Here is a 19,848-nt window from a genome sequence, read left to right on the forward strand (position 1 = left end):
CAATTAATAATAGGGTAATCTGAGAGGAGGTCAAGGATGAAAGGCATCTTTCGGAACGTCGCTTTTTTTATAATAATCATCCTTGTCGCCGTTGCAGTCATCAGTATGGTGTCTGGAAATGGAACGGAGACAGAAAACATTGGGTATACGGAGTACCAGGATAAATTAAACGCTAATCAGGTGGAAAGTGTAACCGTTCGTCCTGAAAGCGGAACATACTACATCGAGGGAAAATATACGGGGAAAGAGGAGAAATCCTTTATTACAACAGCCCCTATGCTTGATGAAGTCATTCTTCAACTAAGTGATAAGAACGTTAAAATCAATATGGAAGAAGAACAAGGTGACTCCTTATGGTTCGCCTTTTTAACCTCGATACTGCCAATCGCTTTGATCGTTCTCTTCTTTTTCTTCATGATGAATCAGGCGCAGGGTGGCGGCAACCGAGTAATGAACTTCGGGAAAAGTAAAGCTAAACTGTATAACGATGAGAAGAAAAAAGTAACGTTTAGCGATGTCGCCGGAGCTGATGAAGAGAAGGCGGAACTCGTCGAAGTAGTTGATTTCCTTAAGGACCCACGTAAGTTTGCCACTGTGGGTGCACGAATTCCGAAAGGTGTATTGCTCTCTGGACCTCCCGGAACGGGGAAAACATTGCTTGCTCGTGCAGTAGCAGGTGAAGCAGGGGTACCTTTCTTCAGCATTTCTGGTTCGGATTTTGTGGAAATGTTTGTAGGTGTCGGAGCTTCTCGTGTGCGTGACTTGTTTGAGACCGCAAAGAAAAATGCACCCTGTATCATCTTTATTGATGAAATTGATGCAGTCGGTCGGCAACGTGGTGCAGGTCTGGGTGGCGGACATGATGAACGTGAACAAACTCTTAACCAATTACTCGTAGAGATGGATGGTTTTGGTGCCAACGAAGGAATTATTATGATGGCGGCAACGAACCGGCCAGATATCTTAGATCCTGCACTTCTACGTCCGGGTCGTTTTGATCGCCAAATTATCGTAAACCGTCCAGATGTAAAAGGACGTGAAGCGGTATTGCGCGTACATGCACGCAACAAACCGTTGGAAGAGGATATGAGACTAGATATTATCGCTCAGCGGACAACAGGCTTTACAGGTGCAGATTTGGAAAACTTGTTGAACGAAGCGGCACTATTAGCAGCAAGGCGCAATAAGAAGATGATTTCCATGGCTGAAGTGGATGAAGCGATTGATCGAGTGATTGCTGGTCCAGAAAAGAAAAGCCGCGTTATCAGTGAGAAGGAAAAGAAAACTGTCGCATATCACGAAGGTGGACATGCGGTGGTGGGGTACTTCTTAGAACATGCGGATACAGTACATAAGGTAACGGTCGTACCGCGCGGACAAGCGGGTGGATATGTCGTTATGCTTCCGAAAGAAGATCGCTTCCTCATGACGAAAAACGAATTGTTGGATCGTGTGACAGGGCTACTCGGTGGTCGAGTAGCGGAGGAGATTATTTTTGGGGAAATTAGTACCGGTGCGCACAATGATTTTGAGAAGGCAACCCAGATCATTCGTAGTATGATTACTGAGTATGGGATGAGTGAACGTTTAGGACCGATGCAGTTTGGTCGCTCACAAGGCGGGCAAGTATTCCTCGGTCGTGATATTGGGAACGAGCCTAATTACAGTGATGCGATTGCATACGAGATTGATCAAGAGATGCAAGATATGATGCGTCAATGCTATGATCGCGCGAAAAACTTGCTTATTGAAAAGCGGGAGCTCTTAGATCTACTAGGACAAACCTTGCTCGTAAAAGAAACCTTGGATGCAGAAGAGATCGAACAGTTGATGGAGAAGGGCAAATTAGGGGATCCAGAACTGGACGAAAAAATCCGCGTCAATATTCAAGGTAACAAGAATGACGAGCGTAATGAAGAGATTGATGTGACCAAGAAGTCTGATGACGAAGAAGTATAAGCGCACAGGCAAAGTTCACGAGTAACCTAGCAGAGCAAAAAGAAGGGGTTGTTCTCAAAAGCCTTGCACACAAAGGCGGAGAGCAACCCCCTTCTTATGTGATGATGGGAAGGGTGGTGAGTCTATGCTGTTATTGATGGATGTGGGCAATACCCATATTGTTATCGGTGTAGTGGAAGGCGAGGAAATGATTTACCAGTGGCGTATCCATACCGATCGTGATAAAACAGAAGATGAATATGGTATGTTAATTCATAATCTTTTCTATCAACAAGGATTGTCAGCAGCCCATTTTGGGGGCGTCGTACTTTCGTCTGTGGTTCCACCGTTGACACATGTTCTGACGATGATGGCTGAAAAGTATGTTGGAATGACTCCCCTAGTGGTTGGCCCCGGAGTGAAGACGGGACTAAATATCCAATATGAGAATCCACGTGAAGTAGGGGCGGATCGGATTGCGAACGCCGTAGCAGCCATTGAACTATACGGTGCTCCTGTTATTGTGGTTGACTTTGGTACAGCAACTACCTTTTGTTTTATTGACGAGCGTGGACATTACATTGGGGGAGCGATTACACCGGGGGTAAATATTTCGACCGAGGCCCTATATCGTTCAGCAGCACAGTTGACGCGTGTTCAAATTGTAAAACCGGAAAGCGTAGTGGGTCGGAATACGATTAAGGCGGTACAAGCGGGGATTTTTTATGGATATGTGGGTGTGGTAGATGGTGTGGTCTCACGTATGAAGAAAGAGCTAACTGTAAAACCTACAGTGGTTGCTACGGGTGGGTTAGCGGAACTGATTTGCGATGAGACCAAAACCATTGATGTGATCCATTCCAGCCTGACGTTAGTTGGATTGCGTTTAATTTATGAACGAAATAGAGAAGGAATGGTATATCATAAAGACAAGTAGAGCAAGGGTATTGAAGATGTATAGCGGGCTACAGAGGAAAGTGGGGGAAAAAAGTGTCGAGTAATCCTAATTTGTATCAACAACGAGGGGGAGAAGCGTTTGTTGGTCCACTCGTGAAGGAGTTTCACGAACGTTTGTTGCAAGATCCGAAAGTGAAATACTTATATCAAGGCATTGATATGGATATGTTAGCAAAAAGACAAGCTCTTTTTATCGGTTTTGTTTTAGGTGGACCGCCACCGCAGGGGGGCTTTAAAGAGGATTATGGCCCGCTCAATGCAGGTGATGAGCAGTTCGAAATTACAATCCGGCATCTGACCCGAGTATTACGTGATCACGATGTGGATCTCGATCATCGGGTGAAGGTGGAAGCATTTTTGCGTTCAGTAAAGCCATTTATCGTTCGCAACTAACAGTGAGAACTAGAGGAAACCCCCGTCTTGTGGGGGTTTTCATTTACGATGAGAGGTGTCTATATGGAGGATTACGGCATAAGAGTGACAGCAGCGGATGGGCAGATTCGTGGCTTTGCGGTGCAAGTGACCGGGATATTAAATGAATTACACCGTCGTCATCATACGTATCCAATTGCTAGTGCTGCGCTTGGTCGCACGCTATCAGTAGGGGCGATGATGGGAATGATGTTAAAAGATGAGCGGCATCAGCTTACGATACAGATTCAAGGAGACGGTCCATTAGGTCCTGTCGTGGTCGATGCAGATGCAAGTGGTCATGTACGTGGCTATGTACAAAATTCGGACGTGGAACTTCCCCCTAATGCAGCGGGGAAACTAAATGTAGGTGCAGGTATTGGTCAAGGAATGATTCATGTGATAAAGGATCTTGGATTAAAAGATCCTTATCGTGGTAGCAGCCCTATCCAGAGTGGAGAGATTGGGGACGATTTCTCTTACTACTTCACCATGTCAGAACAGATCCCCTCTGCAGTCGGAGTAGGTGTGTTGGTTGATACGGACGCAAGTATCCGTACGGCTGGTGGGTTTCTCATTCAAGTAATGCCAGGTGCAGATGAGCAAATGGTGGAACAAGTGGAGCAGCAAATTCATACGATGCCAGCAGTAACAAAAGCGATGGATGAAGGCGCGACTCCTGAAGATCTCCTGCAAATGTTATTGGGCGACTCGATGAAGGTGTTGGATAAAACTCCCCTTCATTTTCACTGCAAGTGTTCGTACGAGCGTATTCGAACGATGCTACAAAAACTTGGCGCAGAAGAGATTAGAGCAATTATTGAGGAACAGGGAAGTGCGGAAGTGATTTGTCATTTTTGTAATGAGCCGTATCAGCTAAGTAAGGAAGAGCTTGAATCGTTGTTACCTGAATAAGGAAAAAATTAATTGACATCGTCTAACTCAACTGGTATGATGATTGCAATTAAATGTCGAGTTAACAGCTAGGAATAGGAGGCTATAACTATGCGTGTGGGCCAAGATATTTTGCAACTCATCGGACATACCCCGATTGTTCGTCTGAATCGCATCGTGGGGAAAGCAGATGCTGATATCTATCTAAAACTGGAAGCGTTTAATCCAGGTGGATCAGTCAAAGATCGGATTGCTCTGTCTATGATAGAAGTAGCGGAGAAGGAAGGGAAAATTAATCCTGGAGACACCATCCTGGAGCCGACCAGTGGAAATACCGGTGTTGGGTTAGCGATGGTGGCGGCGGCGAAAGGATATCGCGCACTGTTGGTGATGCCAGATACGATGAGTGTGGAACGACGCAATCTCTTACGTGCGTATGGTGCAGAACTTGTTCTCACCCCAGGAGCGGAAGGGATGAAAGGAGCGATTGCGAAAGCGACTCAGATCGCAGACGCAAACCCCACATATTTTGTGCCGCAACAATTTGAAAATGCAGCCAATGTAAAAATTCATCGGGAGACAACGGCAGTGGAAATACTGCAGCAGATGGAAGGTTCTCTCGATGCATTTGTAGCAGGGATCGGAACAGGCGGTACGATCACTGGTGTAGGCGAAGTGCTAAAAGAGAAACTGCCTACAGTGCAACTGATCGCCGTCGAGCCGCAAGATTCCCCTGTCTTGTCTGGGGGAGAGCCAGGTCCCCATAAAATTCAAGGAATCGGAGCTGGCTTTGTACCTGGTATTCTTAAAACTGATTTATATGATGAAGTGATGACCGTCTCCAATGAAGAGGCGATTCAATATGGTCGCCGCCTGGCACGGGAAGAAGGCATTTTATGTGGGATTTCAACGGGAGCAGCCGTTGCGGTCGCCATGCGGATGGCTCGCCGCTTAGGCACGGGCAAGAAAGTGTTGGCAGTAGCTCCAAGCACAGGAGAACGGTATCTATCGACAGTGTTGTATCAATTTGAAGAAGAGTAAGTTACAACATAGGCTCAACCCTCTATCTCATGAATGTGGATAGAGGGTTTCGTTTATATAGTTAGACGAGAGCAGGAGTGCTCAGGTTAGATAGAGAATGATGGAGCATATACTAAAAATATAGGAGTGATCGCAATGGAAAAAGCAACGTTTGGCGCAGGCTGTTTTTGGGGCGTAGAAGAGCTGTTCCGACAGTTGCCTGGTGTTAAAGATACAGCTGTTGGCTATATGGGCGGAGAGAAAGATAACCCTACCTATGAAGAGGTGTGTAGTGATCGTACGGGTCATGCCGAAGTTGTGCAGATTAGTTTTGATCCGAATGAAGTAAAGTATAGTGAGTTGTTACATGTGTTTTGGGAAAACCATAACCCAACTACGAAGAATAGGCAGGGACCTGATATAGGAAGTCAGTATCGCTCCGCTGTTTTTACGCATAGCCCACACCAAGAAGAAGTGGCGCGGCAAGTAAAAGAGGAACTGCAGAAGTCGGGCAAGTATAAAAGTCCGATCGTAACAGAGATTACACCAGCAGCTCCTTTTTATCGTGCCGAAGAGTATCATCAGCGATACTTACACAAACGGGGGATGGGATCGTGCCATTTGTGAGGCACGCTTTATATTCTTGCCAGCAATCCTATCCTTTTCACCTCAACGGATATAGTGTACACTGATGGATAAATAAGAAGCAGGGCAAAGTAGGGTGAATATGATGATATTGATGATAGATAACTACGATTCTTTTACCTATAATCTAGTGCAATACTTGGGCGAAATGGGACAAGACTTACGTGTTGTGCGCAACGACGCTATCACAATCGCAGAAATTAAGGCGAACCCACCGGCGGCTATTGTTCTTTCCCCTGGCCCTGGTAATCCAGATGAAGCGGGAATCTGTTTGTCCGTGGTGAAAGAATTGGCAGGGGAGATTCCAATTTTAGGGGTGTGTCTAGGGCATCAAACCATTGCACAAGCATACGGTGGACATGTTGTGCGATCAGAAAGATTGATGCACGGCAAAACTTCACTTGTTCATCACGATAACAAAACGATGTATGAGGGAATTGCACAGCCCTTTGTCGCTACGCGCTACCATTCCCTCATAGTGGAGAAAGAGAGCCTCCCTGAGGAATTTGAGATTAGCGCTTTTACAGAGGAAGGCGAGATTATGGGGATTCGTCATCGAAATTTGCCCATCGAAGGGGTTCAATTTCATCCAGAATCCATATTAAGCGAAGCTGGTAAACAGTTACTGTCTCAATTCCTACGTTATTACGTGGTCCAGGATGGAACGCCTCTTTCTAGTGGAGTAACGGTTTAAAGTGGAGTGGATCTGGTTAAATGGTGAGATGGTTCCAGCGCAAGAAGCGACGGTTTCGGTGATGGACCATGGTTTCCTCTATGGAGTGGGTCTGTTCGAAACCCTACGGCTGTATGAGGGATATCCTTTTTTGTGGCGAGACCATCTTGAACGCCTGCAAGTAGGACTAAGACGCCTTCGGATCACCTCACCATATCAGGAAGAAGAATGGCGGCAGATTATAGCGAAAGTGTCGCAACAGAATAAACAAGCAGATGGTGTGATTCGTATTAGTGTGACAGGTGGAGCGGAGGGCGTTGGTCTCTCCGTCTCTTCTTATGCTACTCCGACGACAGTCGTCTTTATGCGCCCCTTACCTCAAACGGATGCGTCGTTGTATAAAGAGGGAAAGTGGTTACAGCCACTCTCTCTTCCCCGACAAGTACCGGCTGGCACAGAAAGTTTAAAGTCGCACAACTACCTTAATAGTGTTTTAGCACGGCAGGAGGTTCATGATTTTCCACAGGTGGAAGGGTTGATGTTAACCAAGGAAGGTTGGTTGGCAGAAGGAATTGTAAGCAATCTCTTTTTTGTAAAAGATGAAACGGTGTACACACCTACTACTGATCTGGGGATTCTTCCGGGTGTAACCCGCCACTTTGTGCTTACGCTAGCACAAAAGATTGGCTATAGCGTAGAAGAAGGCGCATATGGCTTGTCAAACCTGGCAGATGCAGATGAAATCTTCATTACCAATTCAGTTGTGGAGATCGTTCCGATTGCGGGAGTAGAGGGGATTGGGGAATTTCCAGTAGGTCCTGTCACCATGAAACTGCGCCAGCACTATCAACAGTGGACGATGCGATTACAAAGTACCCACTGCTTGTAAAAAAGGGTTAAGCATGGAGGAGGTTTTTACATGTCATTATCCGCTCAGGAAACGAGAAGATCAGGTAAGCGCCCACTTATGGCGGGCAGTTACTCACTTCCTATTCATGAGCGCACGGTCGTGATGGGCATACTAAATGTTACACCCGATTCCTTTTCCGATGGAGGGCGTTACGATCGCATGGAGCAAGCGTTGCGTCATGCACATCAGCTCGTGGCAGAAGGGGCAGATCTGCTCGACATCGGTGGGGAGTCGACTCGTCCGGATGCTACTCCCGTAGAGATGAATGAAGAGTTGGAACGGGTAATTCCAATTGTAGAACGATTAGCGCAGGAAGTAGATGTCCCACTTTCAGTGGATACGTATAAAGCGGAAGTGGCACGCCAAGCATTACAAGCAGGCGCACATCTGATTAACGATGTATGGGGATGTAAAAAGGATGAGCAGATGGCGGCGGTAATTGCGGAAGCAGGTGTGCCTGTGATCTTGATGCATAATCGTACGACGAGCAGGTATGAGGATTTGATCGCGGATCTATGTGCTGATCTACAGGAGAGTGTGCGAATCGCGGAAGCGGCAGGAATTGCGCAAGATAAGATCATACTCGATCCGGGTATTGGTTTTGCTAAAAGTGTAGAGGAAAATTTACATGTTATGCGAGATCTAGAGAAGATCGTCGCGCTGGGTTACCCCGTCTTGTTAGGAACATCCCGTAAGTCGATGATTGGACACACGCTACACCTTCCTGTGGAAGAACGAGTGGAGGGCACCGCCGCCACTGTTGCGTGGGGGATAAGCAAAGGCTGTTCACTAGTGCGTGTTCATGATGTGAAAGAGATGGTCCGGGTTACCAGGATGATTGATGCGATTCAAGCTGTAGCACAAGTATAGAAGGGATGGGATGTAATGGACACCATCTTTTTCGAGAAGATGGCTTTTTATGGCTACCACGGTGTATTTGCAGAAGAAAACAAATTGGGACAACGTTTTCTGGTTGATTTGGAGCTAGGGATTGACTTGAGAGCAGCGGCGGAAGCAGATGATTTGAAGCAGACAATTGACTATGCCAAAGTGTATTCAGTGGTAAAAGAAGAAGTGGAAGAAAATCCTGTCGACCTGGTAGAAACAGTAGCAGAACGGATTGCCAGTCAGTTATTTGCCGCTTTTCCGATTGAAGAAGTGAGTGTCCGTCTAACCAAACCAGATCCCCCCATCCCGGGTCACTATCAAGCGGTTGGTGTTCAGATCTACCGCCGACGGTCGGAAAGACCAGACCGGTGATGTAAGGGTAAAAAAGAGATGAGGTGGGCATGGATGAAGGAGAAGAAGAGGCTCGCCTATCTCGGATTAGGTTCCAACCTGGGAGAGCGAGAACATTATTTGCGAGAAGCGATTATACGTCTGATCCAGCCGCCACAAAATAGGTTGGAGGCGGTTTCGTCGCTTTATGAAACGGCCCCGGTCGGCTATGTGGATCAGCCTCATTTTTTAAACATGGTGATTGCCATGCGAACGTCACTATCCCCACAAGATCTACTGCGCGAGGCGTTAGCGATCGAGCAACAGCTGGAACGTGTGCGTGAAGTGCGGTGGGGACCGCGCACGATTGATATTGACTTGCTTTTGTACGGTGAGCAGAAGATCGTGACCGAGGAGTTGAGTATCCCTCACCCACGCATGCATGAACGCGCCTTCGTGTTGCTACCACTAGTAGAGATCGCCCCTCATGTTCCGATCGTTGGTAGCGGGAAGACGGCGAGTCAATGGATGGCGGACACGGTGGATGGAAAAGCAAATGAAGTTAAGAAAATAGCACGTACGCTTCCTCTGATTCCTGGGGGAAAGCAGAATGAAGATCATCATACACCTGTTTGATAACGTAAAAATATAGTACTTGAGAAGGGAGGAACAGGGGATGAAAATTGGACCGGTTACCTTAAAGAATAATGTCGTGCTCGCCCCGATGGCAGGGGTGTGTAACCCCGCCTTTCGTCTGATTGCCAAAGAGTTTGGTACAGGACTTGTCTGTGCGGAAATGGTAAGCGATAAAGCGATTTTAGCGGGTAATGAGCGTACGAAAAGCATGTTGTTTGTAGATGAACGGGAGAAACCGCTCAGCTTACAAATTTTTGGTGGCGATAAAGAAACCCTGGTAGAAGCAGCAAAAGTGGTAGATGAACAGACCAACGCAGATATTATTGATATTAATATGGGGTGCCCCGTTCCTAAGATTACGAAGTGTGATGCGGGTGCACGCTGGCTACTTGATCCTGGTAAGATTGAAGAGATGGTATCCGCTGTGGTTGAAGCGGTCGAAAAGCCAGTCACAGTAAAGATGCGCATCGGCTGGGATGATGAGAATATCTTAGCGGTCGAAAATGCACAGGCGATCGAGCGTGCTGGCGGACAAGCGGTAGCGGTGCATGGACGAACCCGCCAACAACTATATACGGGAAAAGCGGACTGGAACCATATTCGCGATGTGAAAGAAGCCGTTTCGATCCCCGTGATCGGTAATGGTGACGTCGCCACACCGGAAGATGCACGACGCATGTTGGAGCAAACGGGTTGTGACGGCGTTATGATTGGACGGGCAGCATTGGGTAATCCCTTTATGTTGTATCGTACGGTTCACTACTTGACGACGGGGGAGCTGCTACCAGAACCAACCCCGCAAGAAAAAATTGATGTTGCATTGGTGCATATGGATCGGTTGATTGCCCTGCGTGGCGAAGAAGTTGCGGTACGTGAGATGCGTAAGCATGCGACATGGTATCTAAAAGGGATGCGAGGGTCGGCTCGCATCAAGGATGTTGTTACATCTCAAGAGACGCGCGAGGGAATGGCACAAGTGATGATTCAGTTTGTTAAAGATCTAGAAGAGAAGCAACGGGAGCGCGAAGCGGCAAAAATGGTGTAATTGATCGGATAAATCTTGCGATCGGATTTGCCCATCCGCTATATTCTACTATACAATAAGAGGCAGGAGAGAAGACGGGATGGGAACTCCCGTCTTTTTTGTAAAGGAGTGAACCAAGTTGTCACAAGAGATGGAGAGCAATGGGTTGTTACGTATTCGACGTGAAAAATTGGAGAGTTTGACGGAACTGGGCGTGAAGCCCTTCGGGGAGAAGTTTGAACGAACGGCGACAGCAGCTGATGTCGTACAAGCTTATGATGGTTATAGCAAAGAAGAGCTAGAGGAAAAAGAAGCAACAGTGACGATCGCAGGACGTCTGATGGCAAAACGGGGACAGGGGAAAGCATCGTTTGCACATTTGCAAGATGTAAGTGGTCGCATGCAAATCTATGTGCGACGGGATCGTGTCGGGGAAACCCAATACGATGTATTTAAAACAGCCGATATTGGTGATTGGATCGGGGTTTCCGGCGTGATCTTTAAGACGAAGGTAGGAGAGATCAGCGTTAAGGCGGATGAAGTGGTGTTCCTCAGTAAATCGCTGCGTCCACTGCCAGAGAAATATCATGGACTTAAAGATGTGGAGATGCGTTATCGCCAACGCTACCTCGATCTTATGATGAATCCAGAAGTAAAAGATACGTTTGTCGCTCGTAGCCATATTATTCGGGCGCTGCGTCGTTACTTAGATGGTGCGGGATACTTAGAAGTAGAAACTCCTACTTTACACAATATTGCCGGCGGCGCATCGGCTCGTCCTTTTATTACGCACCATAACGCACTCGATATCGAACTATATATGCGCATTGCGATTGAGTTGCACTTGAAGCGCTTGATTGTAGGTGGAATGGAGAAGGTATATGAAGTGGGTCGTGTCTATCGTAACGAAGGGATCTCGACTCGACATAATCCTGAGTTTACCATGATGGAATTGTATGCTGCGTATGCCGACTTCCATGATATGATGGATTTGACTGAGGAAATGGTGCGCCATATTGCACACGAGGTATTGGGGACGACCACCCTCACTTACGGTGAATACAGCATCGACTTAGGCACACCGTGGGCACGTCGTTCGATGGTAGAGCTGATCAAAGAAGAGACGGGCGTTGACTTTAAACAAGAGATGAGCGACGAACAGGCACATCGCTTAGCGAAAGAACATGGCGTAGGTGTAAAGGAGACGATGACGTTTGGTCATATCGTCAATGAATTCTTTGAACAGAAGGTAGAGGAGAAACTGATTCAACCTACCTTTGTCTACGGTCATCCGCTGGAAATCTCACCTTTGGCACGTAAACACGAGGAAGATCCACGCTTTACCGATCGCTTTGAACTCTTCATCGTGGGCCGTGAGCATGCCAATGCCTTCACTGAACTAAATGATCCGATCGACCAGCGGCAACGTTTTGAAGCACAAATGGCAGAAAAAGCACAGGGTAACGATGAAGCTCATCCGATGGATGAAGATTTCCTCGAAGCGATGGAGTACGGCATGCCGCCAACTGGGGGTCTCGGAATCGGGATCGACCGTCTCGTCATGCTCCTTACCAACAGCGCTTCCATCCGTGATGTTCTTCTCTTCCCTACTATGCGACAAGAAACCGGGAATAATGAGGCGTAAACAGTAATAGAGTAAGATAAGGAATAGCGAAGAAGCATCCCCTGTAACAAACCCAGGGGATGCTTTTTTCTTGTTTATAGCTCATCTGTATTGATGCGCTTATTTCCGTTCTTGAATCACTTCATGTAAGCGGTTGGGATAGTTGGTAAACATCCCTGTTGCCCCCCAATCTAGCATTTTACGCATATCCTTCTTCTTATTGACGGTATAAGGATGAACCAGCAGGTCATGGTCACGTGCCGACTGGATATACTTTTGGTCGACGAGGTCGTGATTCATACCGATTCCGATCGCATATCTCTTAATCTCCTGCAGTTCCGCTGCTGTAATGGTAGCAGGTTCTGTATACCATAGGAGTTGTACTAAGGAAACATCAGGGTTTAAGCGATGCACTTTTTGGAGGCTCTCTTGACTAAATGACTGAATCAATACCTGATTTTCCCGTGCTTTTTTTCCGATCAGTCCATGCTGCTCTAGTGTTTCTAGCAGTTTTTCTTCCATACCGGGATATACTTCGGGGGACTTTGTTTCAATATAGTAGTTGGCGCGCTTCCCGAATCGGGTAAGCACTTCGTCCAAGGTAGGGACGGTTAAGCCTTTAAATAGAGGGAATGCTTTTTGGGGATATTCTTCGTTAAACCAAGAGCCAGCATCCAACTCTTTAATCTCAGCTAACGTATAATCTTTGACGAGGCCACTTCCATTAGTGGTGCGATCCAATGTTTCATCGTGAAAGGCGATCAACTCTCCATCTTTGGTCATCTGCAAGTCGATTTCGATATAATCCCCTTGCATCCATTGCCCCAAAGAATAAGAGAGCATCGTATGTTCAGGCGCAAAGCCGGATGCTCCGCGATGGGCGACATTCAAAATATTCTCCTGCTTCTTTGACAAGGACGAATCACTACCTGCCTGTGCTGCGACAGCATTGAAGGGGAAGAGTAGCGTGATGGCGAGGGTGGCAAGTAAAATTATTTTACTTAATCTCTTCATTTCTATCATTCCTATCACTCCTTCGATTATTCCGAGCCCAGTATAACAGACTGATATAAAGAATCAACTTTCTTATTGTTGAGATTGGGAGTACTTTTCTTACAAGGGAATCTTCGCTTTATAGCGAATAGAAGATATAATGTAGACAAAAATGGATGACGCCGTCGATAATTGAAGGAAAAGAAGTGGTTGTGTGCAGTTTCCTGTGATGATCGAGATGGGGTTTTTTACGCTTCATCCGCATATGTTATTTGAATTTCTCGCTTACTTTATCGGATTCCGCTTCTATATGTGGCAACGAAAAGGAAAGAAATCCTCCCTTTCTTATGTGCAAACCATGTGGGTGGTAGTAGGAGCCGCTGTGGGAGCTGCCGCTGGAGCAAAGGTGCTCTACTGGTTAGAAGACCCGATTAAAACCTGGCATTCGTGGAACGATCTATATTATTTGATGCAGGGAAAAACGATTGTCGGAGGGCTCTTAGGTGGATTGATCGGTGTGGAGTGGATGAAAAAACGTATGGGTGTCAGGCAATCAACGGGCGATGATATGGTATTTCCACTTATTGTGGGAATGGTGCTGGGGCGGATCGGTTGCTTTCTGACGGGATTGACCGACCATACCTCAGGCACAGCCACGGCGATGTGGTGGGGGATCGACTTTGGGGATGGTATGGCGCGGCATCCGACGCAACTGTATGAAATTCTCTTCTTGTGTACATTGGCAGGGGGATTGTTCTTCTTGCAGCAAAAGAGTACCCCTCATCTGCCATCAGGTGCCCTGTTTCAACTTTTTATGACAAGCTATTTGTTATTTCGCCTCGGAGTGGATCTGTTAAAACCCACCCCAGCCCTGCTATGGGGATGGAGCAGCATTCAAGTGGCATGTATGTTAGGACTACTCTACTATCTACGGTTATTGTGGCGCTGGCTCCCTATGGAAAAGAAGATAGGAATCTATTCTGAAAAGGACGGATGACATGTCTAAAACGACAAAGAATCGACCATATCTCTTTTATGAACTGACGACGAGTATTTGTTCTACCTGTCTACGGAAAGTAGAAGCGAAAATCGTTTTTCAAGATGAGAAAGTGTATATGCTAAAGCGTTGTCTGCAGCATGGACCTGAAAAAGTGCTACTGGCTAACGATGTGGAATACTTTAAACAATGCCGAGCATATATCAAACCAGGGGAGATGCCTGCACGTTGGAATACACCTATTCGCTATGGATGCCCGTATGATTGTGGATTGTGCCCTGACCATGAACAACATAGCTGCTTAACGTTACTGGAAATTACCGATTCATGCAACTTGGCTTGTCCTATCTGTTATGCCGATTCTTCGCCGCAACGACAAGATTTTCGCTCGTTAGAGCAGATCGAGTTGATGTTAGATGCAATCGTTGCGAACGAGATCGAGCCGGATATTGTGCAGATCAGTGGAGGGGAACCTACCATTCATCCGCATTTTTTTGATATTTTAGAAATGGTAAAATCTCGTCCGATTAAGCACATCATGATTAATACCAATGGCATCAAGATCGCTTCTGATCCCACCTTTGTCGAGCGGCTGGCCACCTATATGCCAGGCTTAGAAATCTACCTCCAATTTGATAGCTTTGAAGAGGATCCACTGCGGCAATTGCGAGGAGTAGATCTACGCAAAGTGCGTGAGAAAGCGATTGCTCGACTAAACGAACATAATATTTCCACAACGCTGGTGGTGACATTAAAGAAAGGTGTAAACGATCATGAAGTAGGGAGAATTATCGACTACGGCATCAAACAACGCGCCGTTCGCGGGGTAACCTTCCAACCTATTCAAGCGGCAGGACGCTTACAAGACTTCGACCCCGCGATCAATCGCCTTACCTTAAGCGAAGTGCGGCAGATGATCCTGGAGCAAGCGGATGTGTTCCGCCCAGAAGATATGATTCCAGTTCCTTGCCACCCCGATTGTCTCGCCATGGGCTATGCGCTCAAGACGGAAGAGGGAGCGATTCCACTGACAGGCATGATAGATCCGGAGGTGCTCTTACAGGGAAAACGGAGTACGATCAACTTTGAGCAGGAAGAAGAAGTGAAGGGAAAAGTATTTGATCTCTTTTCTACTCATCACTCGCCTACTTCCTCTGCCAACTCTCTGAAGGAATTACTCTGTTGCTTGCCCGCAGTTTCCACACCCGCAGAAATCACATATGATCACGTTTTTCGCGTTATCATTATGCAGTTCCTCGATGTCCATAATTTCGATGTACGCTCTGTCAAAAAGTCATGCGTCCATATCGCTCATCCAGATGGGCGCATTATTCCCTTCGATACGTATAATCTCTTTTATCGCGATGACCGAGAACAGATTTTAGAAGAGATTCGTGCTGAGATAGGAGGAGTAAAAAGTGGTAGATGAAAAGAAGCAAGAAGAGGGGAAAGGTACAAAGGCAGATGTCTGGATCGGAGTAGGTATCTGCATCGGGATTTCCCTCGTGCTAAGTATTATCCCAATATTGATCGTCTTCATAGGTGTGGCCCAACTGATTGGCGTTATCCCCGCCTTTATGATTGCCAGACATAAGGGCCGACCTGGCATCGCACAGGGAGTACTTATCACGGCAGTCGCCATATTTCTCTTAAATACCGCCTGCTGGGGAATGTTATTTGGTGGGGTCATGCTAAACTCACCTTAAGAGTGATCAGTATGAAGGGAACCGAGACGAGGTGATAGGGTCGTCGTAGTTGTAGCACATACTTCTACGATCCCATCATCTCGTCTCTTTAATTGTGGAATGATAGCACGAGATCTATCCTTATAATATGTAGATTAAAATGGTAGAAACGAGATTTTTACGCTACTTTGTTGTAATATTTAGTAGAGCATTCTGGTAGATATCTCTAGTTTACTGGGACAACTCATTAAAAGAGAGGAGATAGAGATGAATTCGTATCGCAACCCGAAGGATATCGTTCAGCCTGACTGGAATCCCTATGATCAAGAAAATAAGGAGTTGCGGAGTTGGCTTGTTACCATGGACGCTGCTTTGGAGAGGCTGTTTTCAACGGAGCTACATGAGTGGAAGGAGAAGCTGGATTTTTCAGCAGATACTATTTTGATCATCAAGGATTGGTTGGATCATAATTTTGTATCCTACGAACAACTTAGTAATGAATTATTGGATGGATTGGCACGTTATGTGGGGGAAGTGATGCGGAGGCCACACTTAGGACACTGGTATGTGGATATTGGGGAAAATAGCGTGTATTATGGATTGCCTTGTATTCAACCCGGATTGAATTGTCCTCATACTTGGGTTACAGCTAGCTTTATTAAAGATCGTGAAAGGTTATATAAGACAATGTTACGTCGACCTGCAAGACTGGGAAAACTAGAAACCTCTTTCTATCAGTTCGCTACTAACGAAGAAGAATTACAAGCATGGATGTCAGATATGGAGAAGGTGCTAGATAATTTCTTCTCTCAAGTTCCGTCTACACTCGTACAAAAGTTAGACTTTACCCCATCATCGTTGCCGGTATTAGAGGAATGGATGTTGGCACGCTATCCTGATGCGGAAGCGACACGGGCCGACTATGAGTTGATGGATGGCTTAGAGCGGTACCTGGGAGAGACATTTCGGCGTGAATTGGGAGGAGAGTGGCTCTATTGTGATGAAGCCGATCATCCATTCGCTGGCTTTGTCGTCCTAGATCACTTTTACCTGCAATCAGATCCGCTATTTGCTACGGATCTGATCATCAACCCCCTAACAAGGCGTACAGGAACGTATCTTAAAGACGTACTTACGATTCGTAAGAATCGGATGGGGTAGGAGATAACCGATGATGGGGCATCTTGAGAGGAGAACTGGTCGTTGCCTTATAAATAAGTATGATTCATATGTTTCTATGCAAATTGGTATCGATCTCTATAAGAAGCACAAAGGAGATTTGACGAAATTAACAGTGGAAGAGTTGGAAGCCGTAATTATTGAGAATCGTGATAAACTAGGATTTATAGATGGTATTAATGGAAAGCAAAGGATGATTTACTGTGAATAAACGACCCATCGGTGTTACGATCATTTCTCTATTTCTTATTACTGTAGGGGGATTCTTTACACTACTTCAGTTCCTTACCTCATTTCGGCGCTTAGGTAGCCAAGAAATAATATGTACACCCCTTACAGGATGTCACCAGTTAATAGAAATTAATATCCTTTATCTCACTTTTGTCATTGTGCTGACAGGAATACTACCTGTCGTTGCAGGAGTTGGTATGTTGATAGGTGAAAAGTGGGGATGGAAGCTAGCGACGGTGTATTTGGTGTACAACATATTCTATGAAATTTTCGATTTTCTTGTAATCGCTCTTATTCGTGGAGAAAGTTTGTTTGCAAGTACATTTCTGATGATTATTACGATATTGTACTTACTCTTTATGGTCGTTTTAACTAGGACAAGTGCGTACGATTACTTTCAAATCGAGAAGAGGAGGAAGATAGCGCTTTATTTTAAAAGAGTCGCAATTGCTGTAGCTATTATGCTAGCCTATGAGCTGGTCTTGTTTTTATCGTTTCATTCACCGGGTTGAGCGAAGGAAATAAGATGGATCTATAATTTTTTCGAGAATGATTAGGAGTGATCGTATGAAAAAGGTAATCATTAGCATTATATTGGGGTTCGTGATAATATCAGGCTGTTCACCAGAACAAGCCAAAAGTACCAATAGTGGTAAAGTAGAGGAGGATAAGAGTAATTTAATAGAAAAAGACCGCTCCGTAGAAAAAATGATAGAAGAAGGCCCAGGGACATTTGCAGGTAATAGCTATGACGAGGAAAAAATAAAAGCAGAATTAGACAAAATACAAAATGGTGATAACAAAGAAGAGATTTATACCAAGCTAATTCAATTGTTAGCTGAAGACTATAGCCCTTTGTTTAAAGAGTTAAAAGAATTTAATACTGATTTCGAGTTTCAAAATACAGAAGTACCAGATGGTGTAGAATCACCGGCATCAACAGAAAAAATAATGAATGCAGTGATTTTATTAGATGCAAGTGGGAGTATGGAAGGTAAGATAGATGGTGAGTCAAAGATGAGTTTAGCTAAAGAAGCTGTGAAAAACTTTGCACAATCATTACCTGAAGGATCTAATCTTGAATTGCGGGTATATGGACATAAAGGTAGTAACAGTAATAGTGATAAATCTATATCTTGCTCTAGCACTGAAGTCGTGTATCCTTTAGAAAAGTATGATCAAGCTGTATTTGGGAGAGCTCTTAATAGGTTTAAACCGACAGGATGGACACCGATTGCAGCAGCTATTGAAGGAGCTAAGGAGGATTTAAAGTCTCATACAGGGGAAAATGTAAAGAACATTGGACTTGAGTCAATAAGTGAGACAGTAAAAAGTTAAGTCTAAGCTGACAGAGATTGATTAAGTTGATCCTCAACAGTTTGAGGAGTGAGATAATCTAGTCCACTATGAACTCGGTTTCGGTTATACCAGCCCTCAATGAATTGAAAGATTGCCACTTTTGCCTCATCAAAGTCTCGATAGCACCTATGATGAACCTCTTCTTTTTTTAAGATAGCATGGAAAGATTCGATACAGGCATTGTCATAGGGACATCCATTTGCACTGAAGGATTGCTGGATGTCTTTTTGTTGAAGGAATTGGGTAAGTTCCTCACTCGTATATTGGGAACCTAAGTCCGAATGTAAGATAAGTCCCGGAGCAGTTGGTTGCGATAGACAAGCATTTTTGATGGCTTTCATGACCACCTCGGTGGTCATCCGACGAGAAAAAGAATAACCAACAATTTTCTTCGAATGGAGATCCATAACTGAGGCTAAATAGCACCAACCATCTTGAGAGGTGTGAACATAGGTCAGATCCGATACCCACTTCTGATTTAATCCCATTGTGGTGAAATCCCTCTTTAAGAGGTTCGTGCGTTCTTGGATGGATGTTTTCTTGGAATAGGGTCGGAATTTCTTATGGGTGATCGAGAAGATGCCCATTTTACGCATCAAGCGCTGCACCCTCTTTAGGCTCAACGACAGCCCTTGATTAAACAGCATCCGATGAATCTTAGGTGCTCCATAGCGTTGTTTGCTTTTTCGGTAAATCTCAAGGATCATTCGCTTCAATTTCTGGTTCTCTCGGTCACGAGAAGATGGTTTTTGATTCAACGATCGGTAGTACGTACTTCTTGGCACATCGAGAGTCTCACACACCATTTGCACGGGATGTTGCTTCTTGATCTCTTGAATCGCAGTTAAAACCTCTTTGTCGGCTACTTTTTTGCGAATATGGCCATAGCCTTTTTTAGGATTTCGTTTTCTTCCTTTAGCTTCAACATCTCTTTCTTCATCTGCTGATAGTCCGCAGGGGTCATTTTCTCCTCTCCGGTTCCTTCGATGGGAGTGAAGGCTTTGATCCATTTGTAAATTGTTACTTCCGATAGGCCATATTCGCTACTTAATTTTCGAACCGATTGGCCCGATTGATAGAGCTCGACCACCATTTCTTTGAACTCCCAATTGTATTTCCCATTCGTTTTTCGTTCCATCCGGACACATCCCCCTTATTTATCTTCATTGTAGGGACTTAACCTTTTTGTGTCCACAAAACTATACTAACTCCATAGGGATTGAACGGTACTGATGACTAAACCCTTGAGGTTGAAATCTTCGAAGACAAATGATTTATATTCTGTCTTCTATTCCTCTTTAATCACTTCCTAGAAAAGTGGAATGAAGCCAATAGGAAAAAGAAAAGGGACTCTCTTATCAAGCTTGTTCACGTCAACTAACACAATTGAAAAAAAGTTGGTGTGGATAAAGGAAGTCAATTCTACCTCCCTTCAACAATCCCTAAAACATAGC

At 45.3% G+C, this 19,848-nt stretch carries 22 protein-coding genes; 20 read left to right on the forward strand and 2 right to left on the reverse strand.

Annotated features, from left to right (window positions below):
- The first annotated feature begins 36 nt into the window (after positions 1–36).
- From ftsH to lysS, 13 genes are all read left to right on the forward strand, one after another.
- Positions 37–1,959 carry an ATP-dependent zinc metalloprotease FtsH gene (gene ftsH, locus NXZ84_RS12670; protein ID WP_258840704.1) on the forward strand — a complete coding sequence of 641 codons (1,923 nt, stop codon included), beginning with the start codon at positions 37–39 and terminating at the stop codon, positions 1,957–1,959.
- Between the two features lie 124 nt (positions 1,960–2,083).
- Positions 2,084–2,875 (forward strand): type III pantothenate kinase, encoded by a 792-nt coding sequence (locus NXZ84_RS12675; RefSeq protein WP_258840705.1) that lies wholly within the window; start codon positions 2,084–2,086, stop codon positions 2,873–2,875.
- 53 nt (positions 2,876–2,928) lie between these two features.
- On the forward strand, positions 2,929–3,288 hold the full coding sequence (locus tag NXZ84_RS12680) for a globin domain-containing protein (protein ID WP_258840706.1): 360 nt from the start codon (positions 2,929–2,931) through the stop codon (positions 3,286–3,288).
- 63 nt (positions 3,289–3,351) lie between these two features.
- A complete protein-coding gene (hslO, locus tag NXZ84_RS12685) occupies positions 3,352–4,221 on the forward strand; it encodes an Hsp33 family molecular chaperone HslO (RefSeq protein WP_258840707.1) in 870 nt (289 codons plus the stop codon).
- A 90-nt stretch (positions 4,222–4,311) separates the two neighbouring features.
- Positions 4,312–5,241, forward strand: a complete 930-nt coding sequence (gene cysK / locus NXZ84_RS12690; RefSeq protein ID WP_258840708.1) for a cysteine synthase A — start codon at positions 4,312–4,314, stop codon at positions 5,239–5,241.
- Between the two features lie 135 nt (positions 5,242–5,376).
- Positions 5,377–5,847, forward strand: a complete 471-nt coding sequence (gene msrA, locus NXZ84_RS12695) for a peptide-methionine (S)-S-oxide reductase MsrA (RefSeq protein ID WP_258840709.1) — start codon at positions 5,377–5,379, stop codon at positions 5,845–5,847.
- A gap of 103 nt (positions 5,848–5,950) precedes the next feature.
- Entirely contained in the window at positions 5,951–6,559 is a 609-nt protein-coding gene (locus NXZ84_RS12700) for an anthranilate synthase component II (RefSeq protein WP_258840914.1), read from the forward strand.
- Position 6,560: 1 nt separating this feature from the next.
- Entirely contained in the window at positions 6,561–7,427 is an 867-nt protein-coding gene (locus NXZ84_RS12705) for an aminotransferase class IV (RefSeq protein ID WP_258840710.1), read from the forward strand.
- A 30-nt stretch (positions 7,428–7,457) separates the two neighbouring features.
- On the forward strand, positions 7,458–8,318 hold the full coding sequence (gene folP, locus NXZ84_RS12710; protein WP_258840711.1) for a dihydropteroate synthase: 861 nt from the start codon (positions 7,458–7,460) through the stop codon (positions 8,316–8,318).
- A 15-nt stretch (positions 8,319–8,333) separates the two neighbouring features.
- Positions 8,334–8,708, forward strand: a complete 375-nt coding sequence (gene folB / locus NXZ84_RS12715; RefSeq protein WP_258840712.1) for a dihydroneopterin aldolase — start codon at positions 8,334–8,336, stop codon at positions 8,706–8,708.
- An 18-nt stretch (positions 8,709–8,726) separates the two neighbouring features.
- On the forward strand, positions 8,727–9,302 hold the full coding sequence (gene folK / locus NXZ84_RS12720; RefSeq protein WP_258840713.1) for a 2-amino-4-hydroxy-6-hydroxymethyldihydropteridine diphosphokinase: 576 nt from the start codon (positions 8,727–8,729) through the stop codon (positions 9,300–9,302).
- Positions 9,303–9,342: 40 nt separating this feature from the next.
- On the forward strand, positions 9,343–10,347 hold the full coding sequence (gene dusB, locus NXZ84_RS12725; protein ID WP_258840714.1) for a tRNA dihydrouridine synthase DusB: 1,005 nt from the start codon (positions 9,343–9,345) through the stop codon (positions 10,345–10,347).
- A gap of 118 nt (positions 10,348–10,465) precedes the next feature.
- Entirely contained in the window at positions 10,466–11,971 is a 1,506-nt protein-coding gene (gene lysS / locus NXZ84_RS12730) for a lysine--tRNA ligase (RefSeq protein WP_258840715.1), read from the forward strand.
- A gap of 99 nt (positions 11,972–12,070) precedes the next feature.
- On the opposite strand, the gene NXZ84_RS12735 is transcribed toward lysS, so the two are convergent.
- Positions 12,071–12,964, reverse strand: a complete 894-nt coding sequence (locus NXZ84_RS12735; RefSeq protein WP_258840915.1) for a glycerophosphodiester phosphodiesterase — start codon at positions 12,962–12,964, stop codon at positions 12,071–12,073.
- A gap of 208 nt (positions 12,965–13,172) precedes the next feature.
- Here NXZ84_RS12735 and NXZ84_RS12740 point away from each other — a divergent pair, with 208 nt between their 5' ends.
- The 7 genes from NXZ84_RS12740 (at position 13,173) to NXZ84_RS12770 (ending at position 18,373) form a co-directional block, all read left to right on the forward strand.
- Positions 13,173–13,940 carry a prolipoprotein diacylglyceryl transferase family protein gene (locus tag NXZ84_RS12740; protein WP_258840716.1) on the forward strand — a complete coding sequence of 256 codons (768 nt, stop codon included), beginning with the start codon at positions 13,173–13,175 and terminating at the stop codon, positions 13,938–13,940.
- A 1-nt stretch (position 13,941) separates the two neighbouring features.
- The gene (locus tag NXZ84_RS12745; RefSeq protein ID WP_258840717.1) at positions 13,942–15,369 is read left to right on the forward strand and encodes a radical SAM protein; all 1,428 of its coding nucleotides are present in this window, start codon (positions 13,942–13,944) and stop codon (positions 15,367–15,369) included.
- Positions 15,359–15,646, forward strand: a complete 288-nt coding sequence (locus tag NXZ84_RS12750) for a hypothetical protein (protein WP_258840719.1) — start codon at positions 15,359–15,361, stop codon at positions 15,644–15,646. Before NXZ84_RS12745 ends, NXZ84_RS12750 begins: the two co-directional genes overlap by 11 nt.
- A 246-nt stretch (positions 15,647–15,892) precedes the next feature.
- On the forward strand, positions 15,893–16,786 hold the full coding sequence (locus NXZ84_RS12755) for a hypothetical protein (RefSeq protein WP_258840720.1): 894 nt from the start codon (positions 15,893–15,895) through the stop codon (positions 16,784–16,786).
- Between the two features lie 10 nt (positions 16,787–16,796).
- On the forward strand, positions 16,797–17,015 hold the full coding sequence (locus tag NXZ84_RS12760) for a hypothetical protein (RefSeq protein WP_258840721.1): 219 nt from the start codon (positions 16,797–16,799) through the stop codon (positions 17,013–17,015).
- Entirely contained in the window at positions 17,008–17,547 is a 540-nt protein-coding gene (locus NXZ84_RS12765; RefSeq protein WP_258840722.1) for a hypothetical protein, read from the forward strand. Before NXZ84_RS12760 ends, NXZ84_RS12765 begins: the two co-directional genes overlap by 8 nt.
- 55 nt (positions 17,548–17,602) lie before the next feature.
- Entirely contained in the window at positions 17,603–18,373 is a 771-nt protein-coding gene (locus NXZ84_RS12770; RefSeq protein ID WP_258840723.1) for a VWA domain-containing protein, read from the forward strand.
- 2 nt (positions 18,374–18,375) lie between these two features.
- Here the strand turns inward: NXZ84_RS12770 and NXZ84_RS12775 are convergent.
- Positions 18,376–19,532 (reverse strand): IS3 family transposase gene (locus NXZ84_RS12775; RefSeq protein WP_258840724.1). Its coding sequence is split into 2 segments (ribosomal slippage): positions 18,376–19,292 and positions 19,292–19,532, totalling 1,158 coding nucleotides; the frame shifts between segments, so codons are not numbered across the junction.
- Positions 19,533–19,848 lie beyond the last annotated feature (316 nt).

It is taken from the genome of Mechercharimyces sp. CAU 1602, assembly GCF_024753565.1.
Lineage (GTDB): Bacteria > Bacillota > Bacilli > Thermoactinomycetales > JANTPT01 > Mechercharimyces.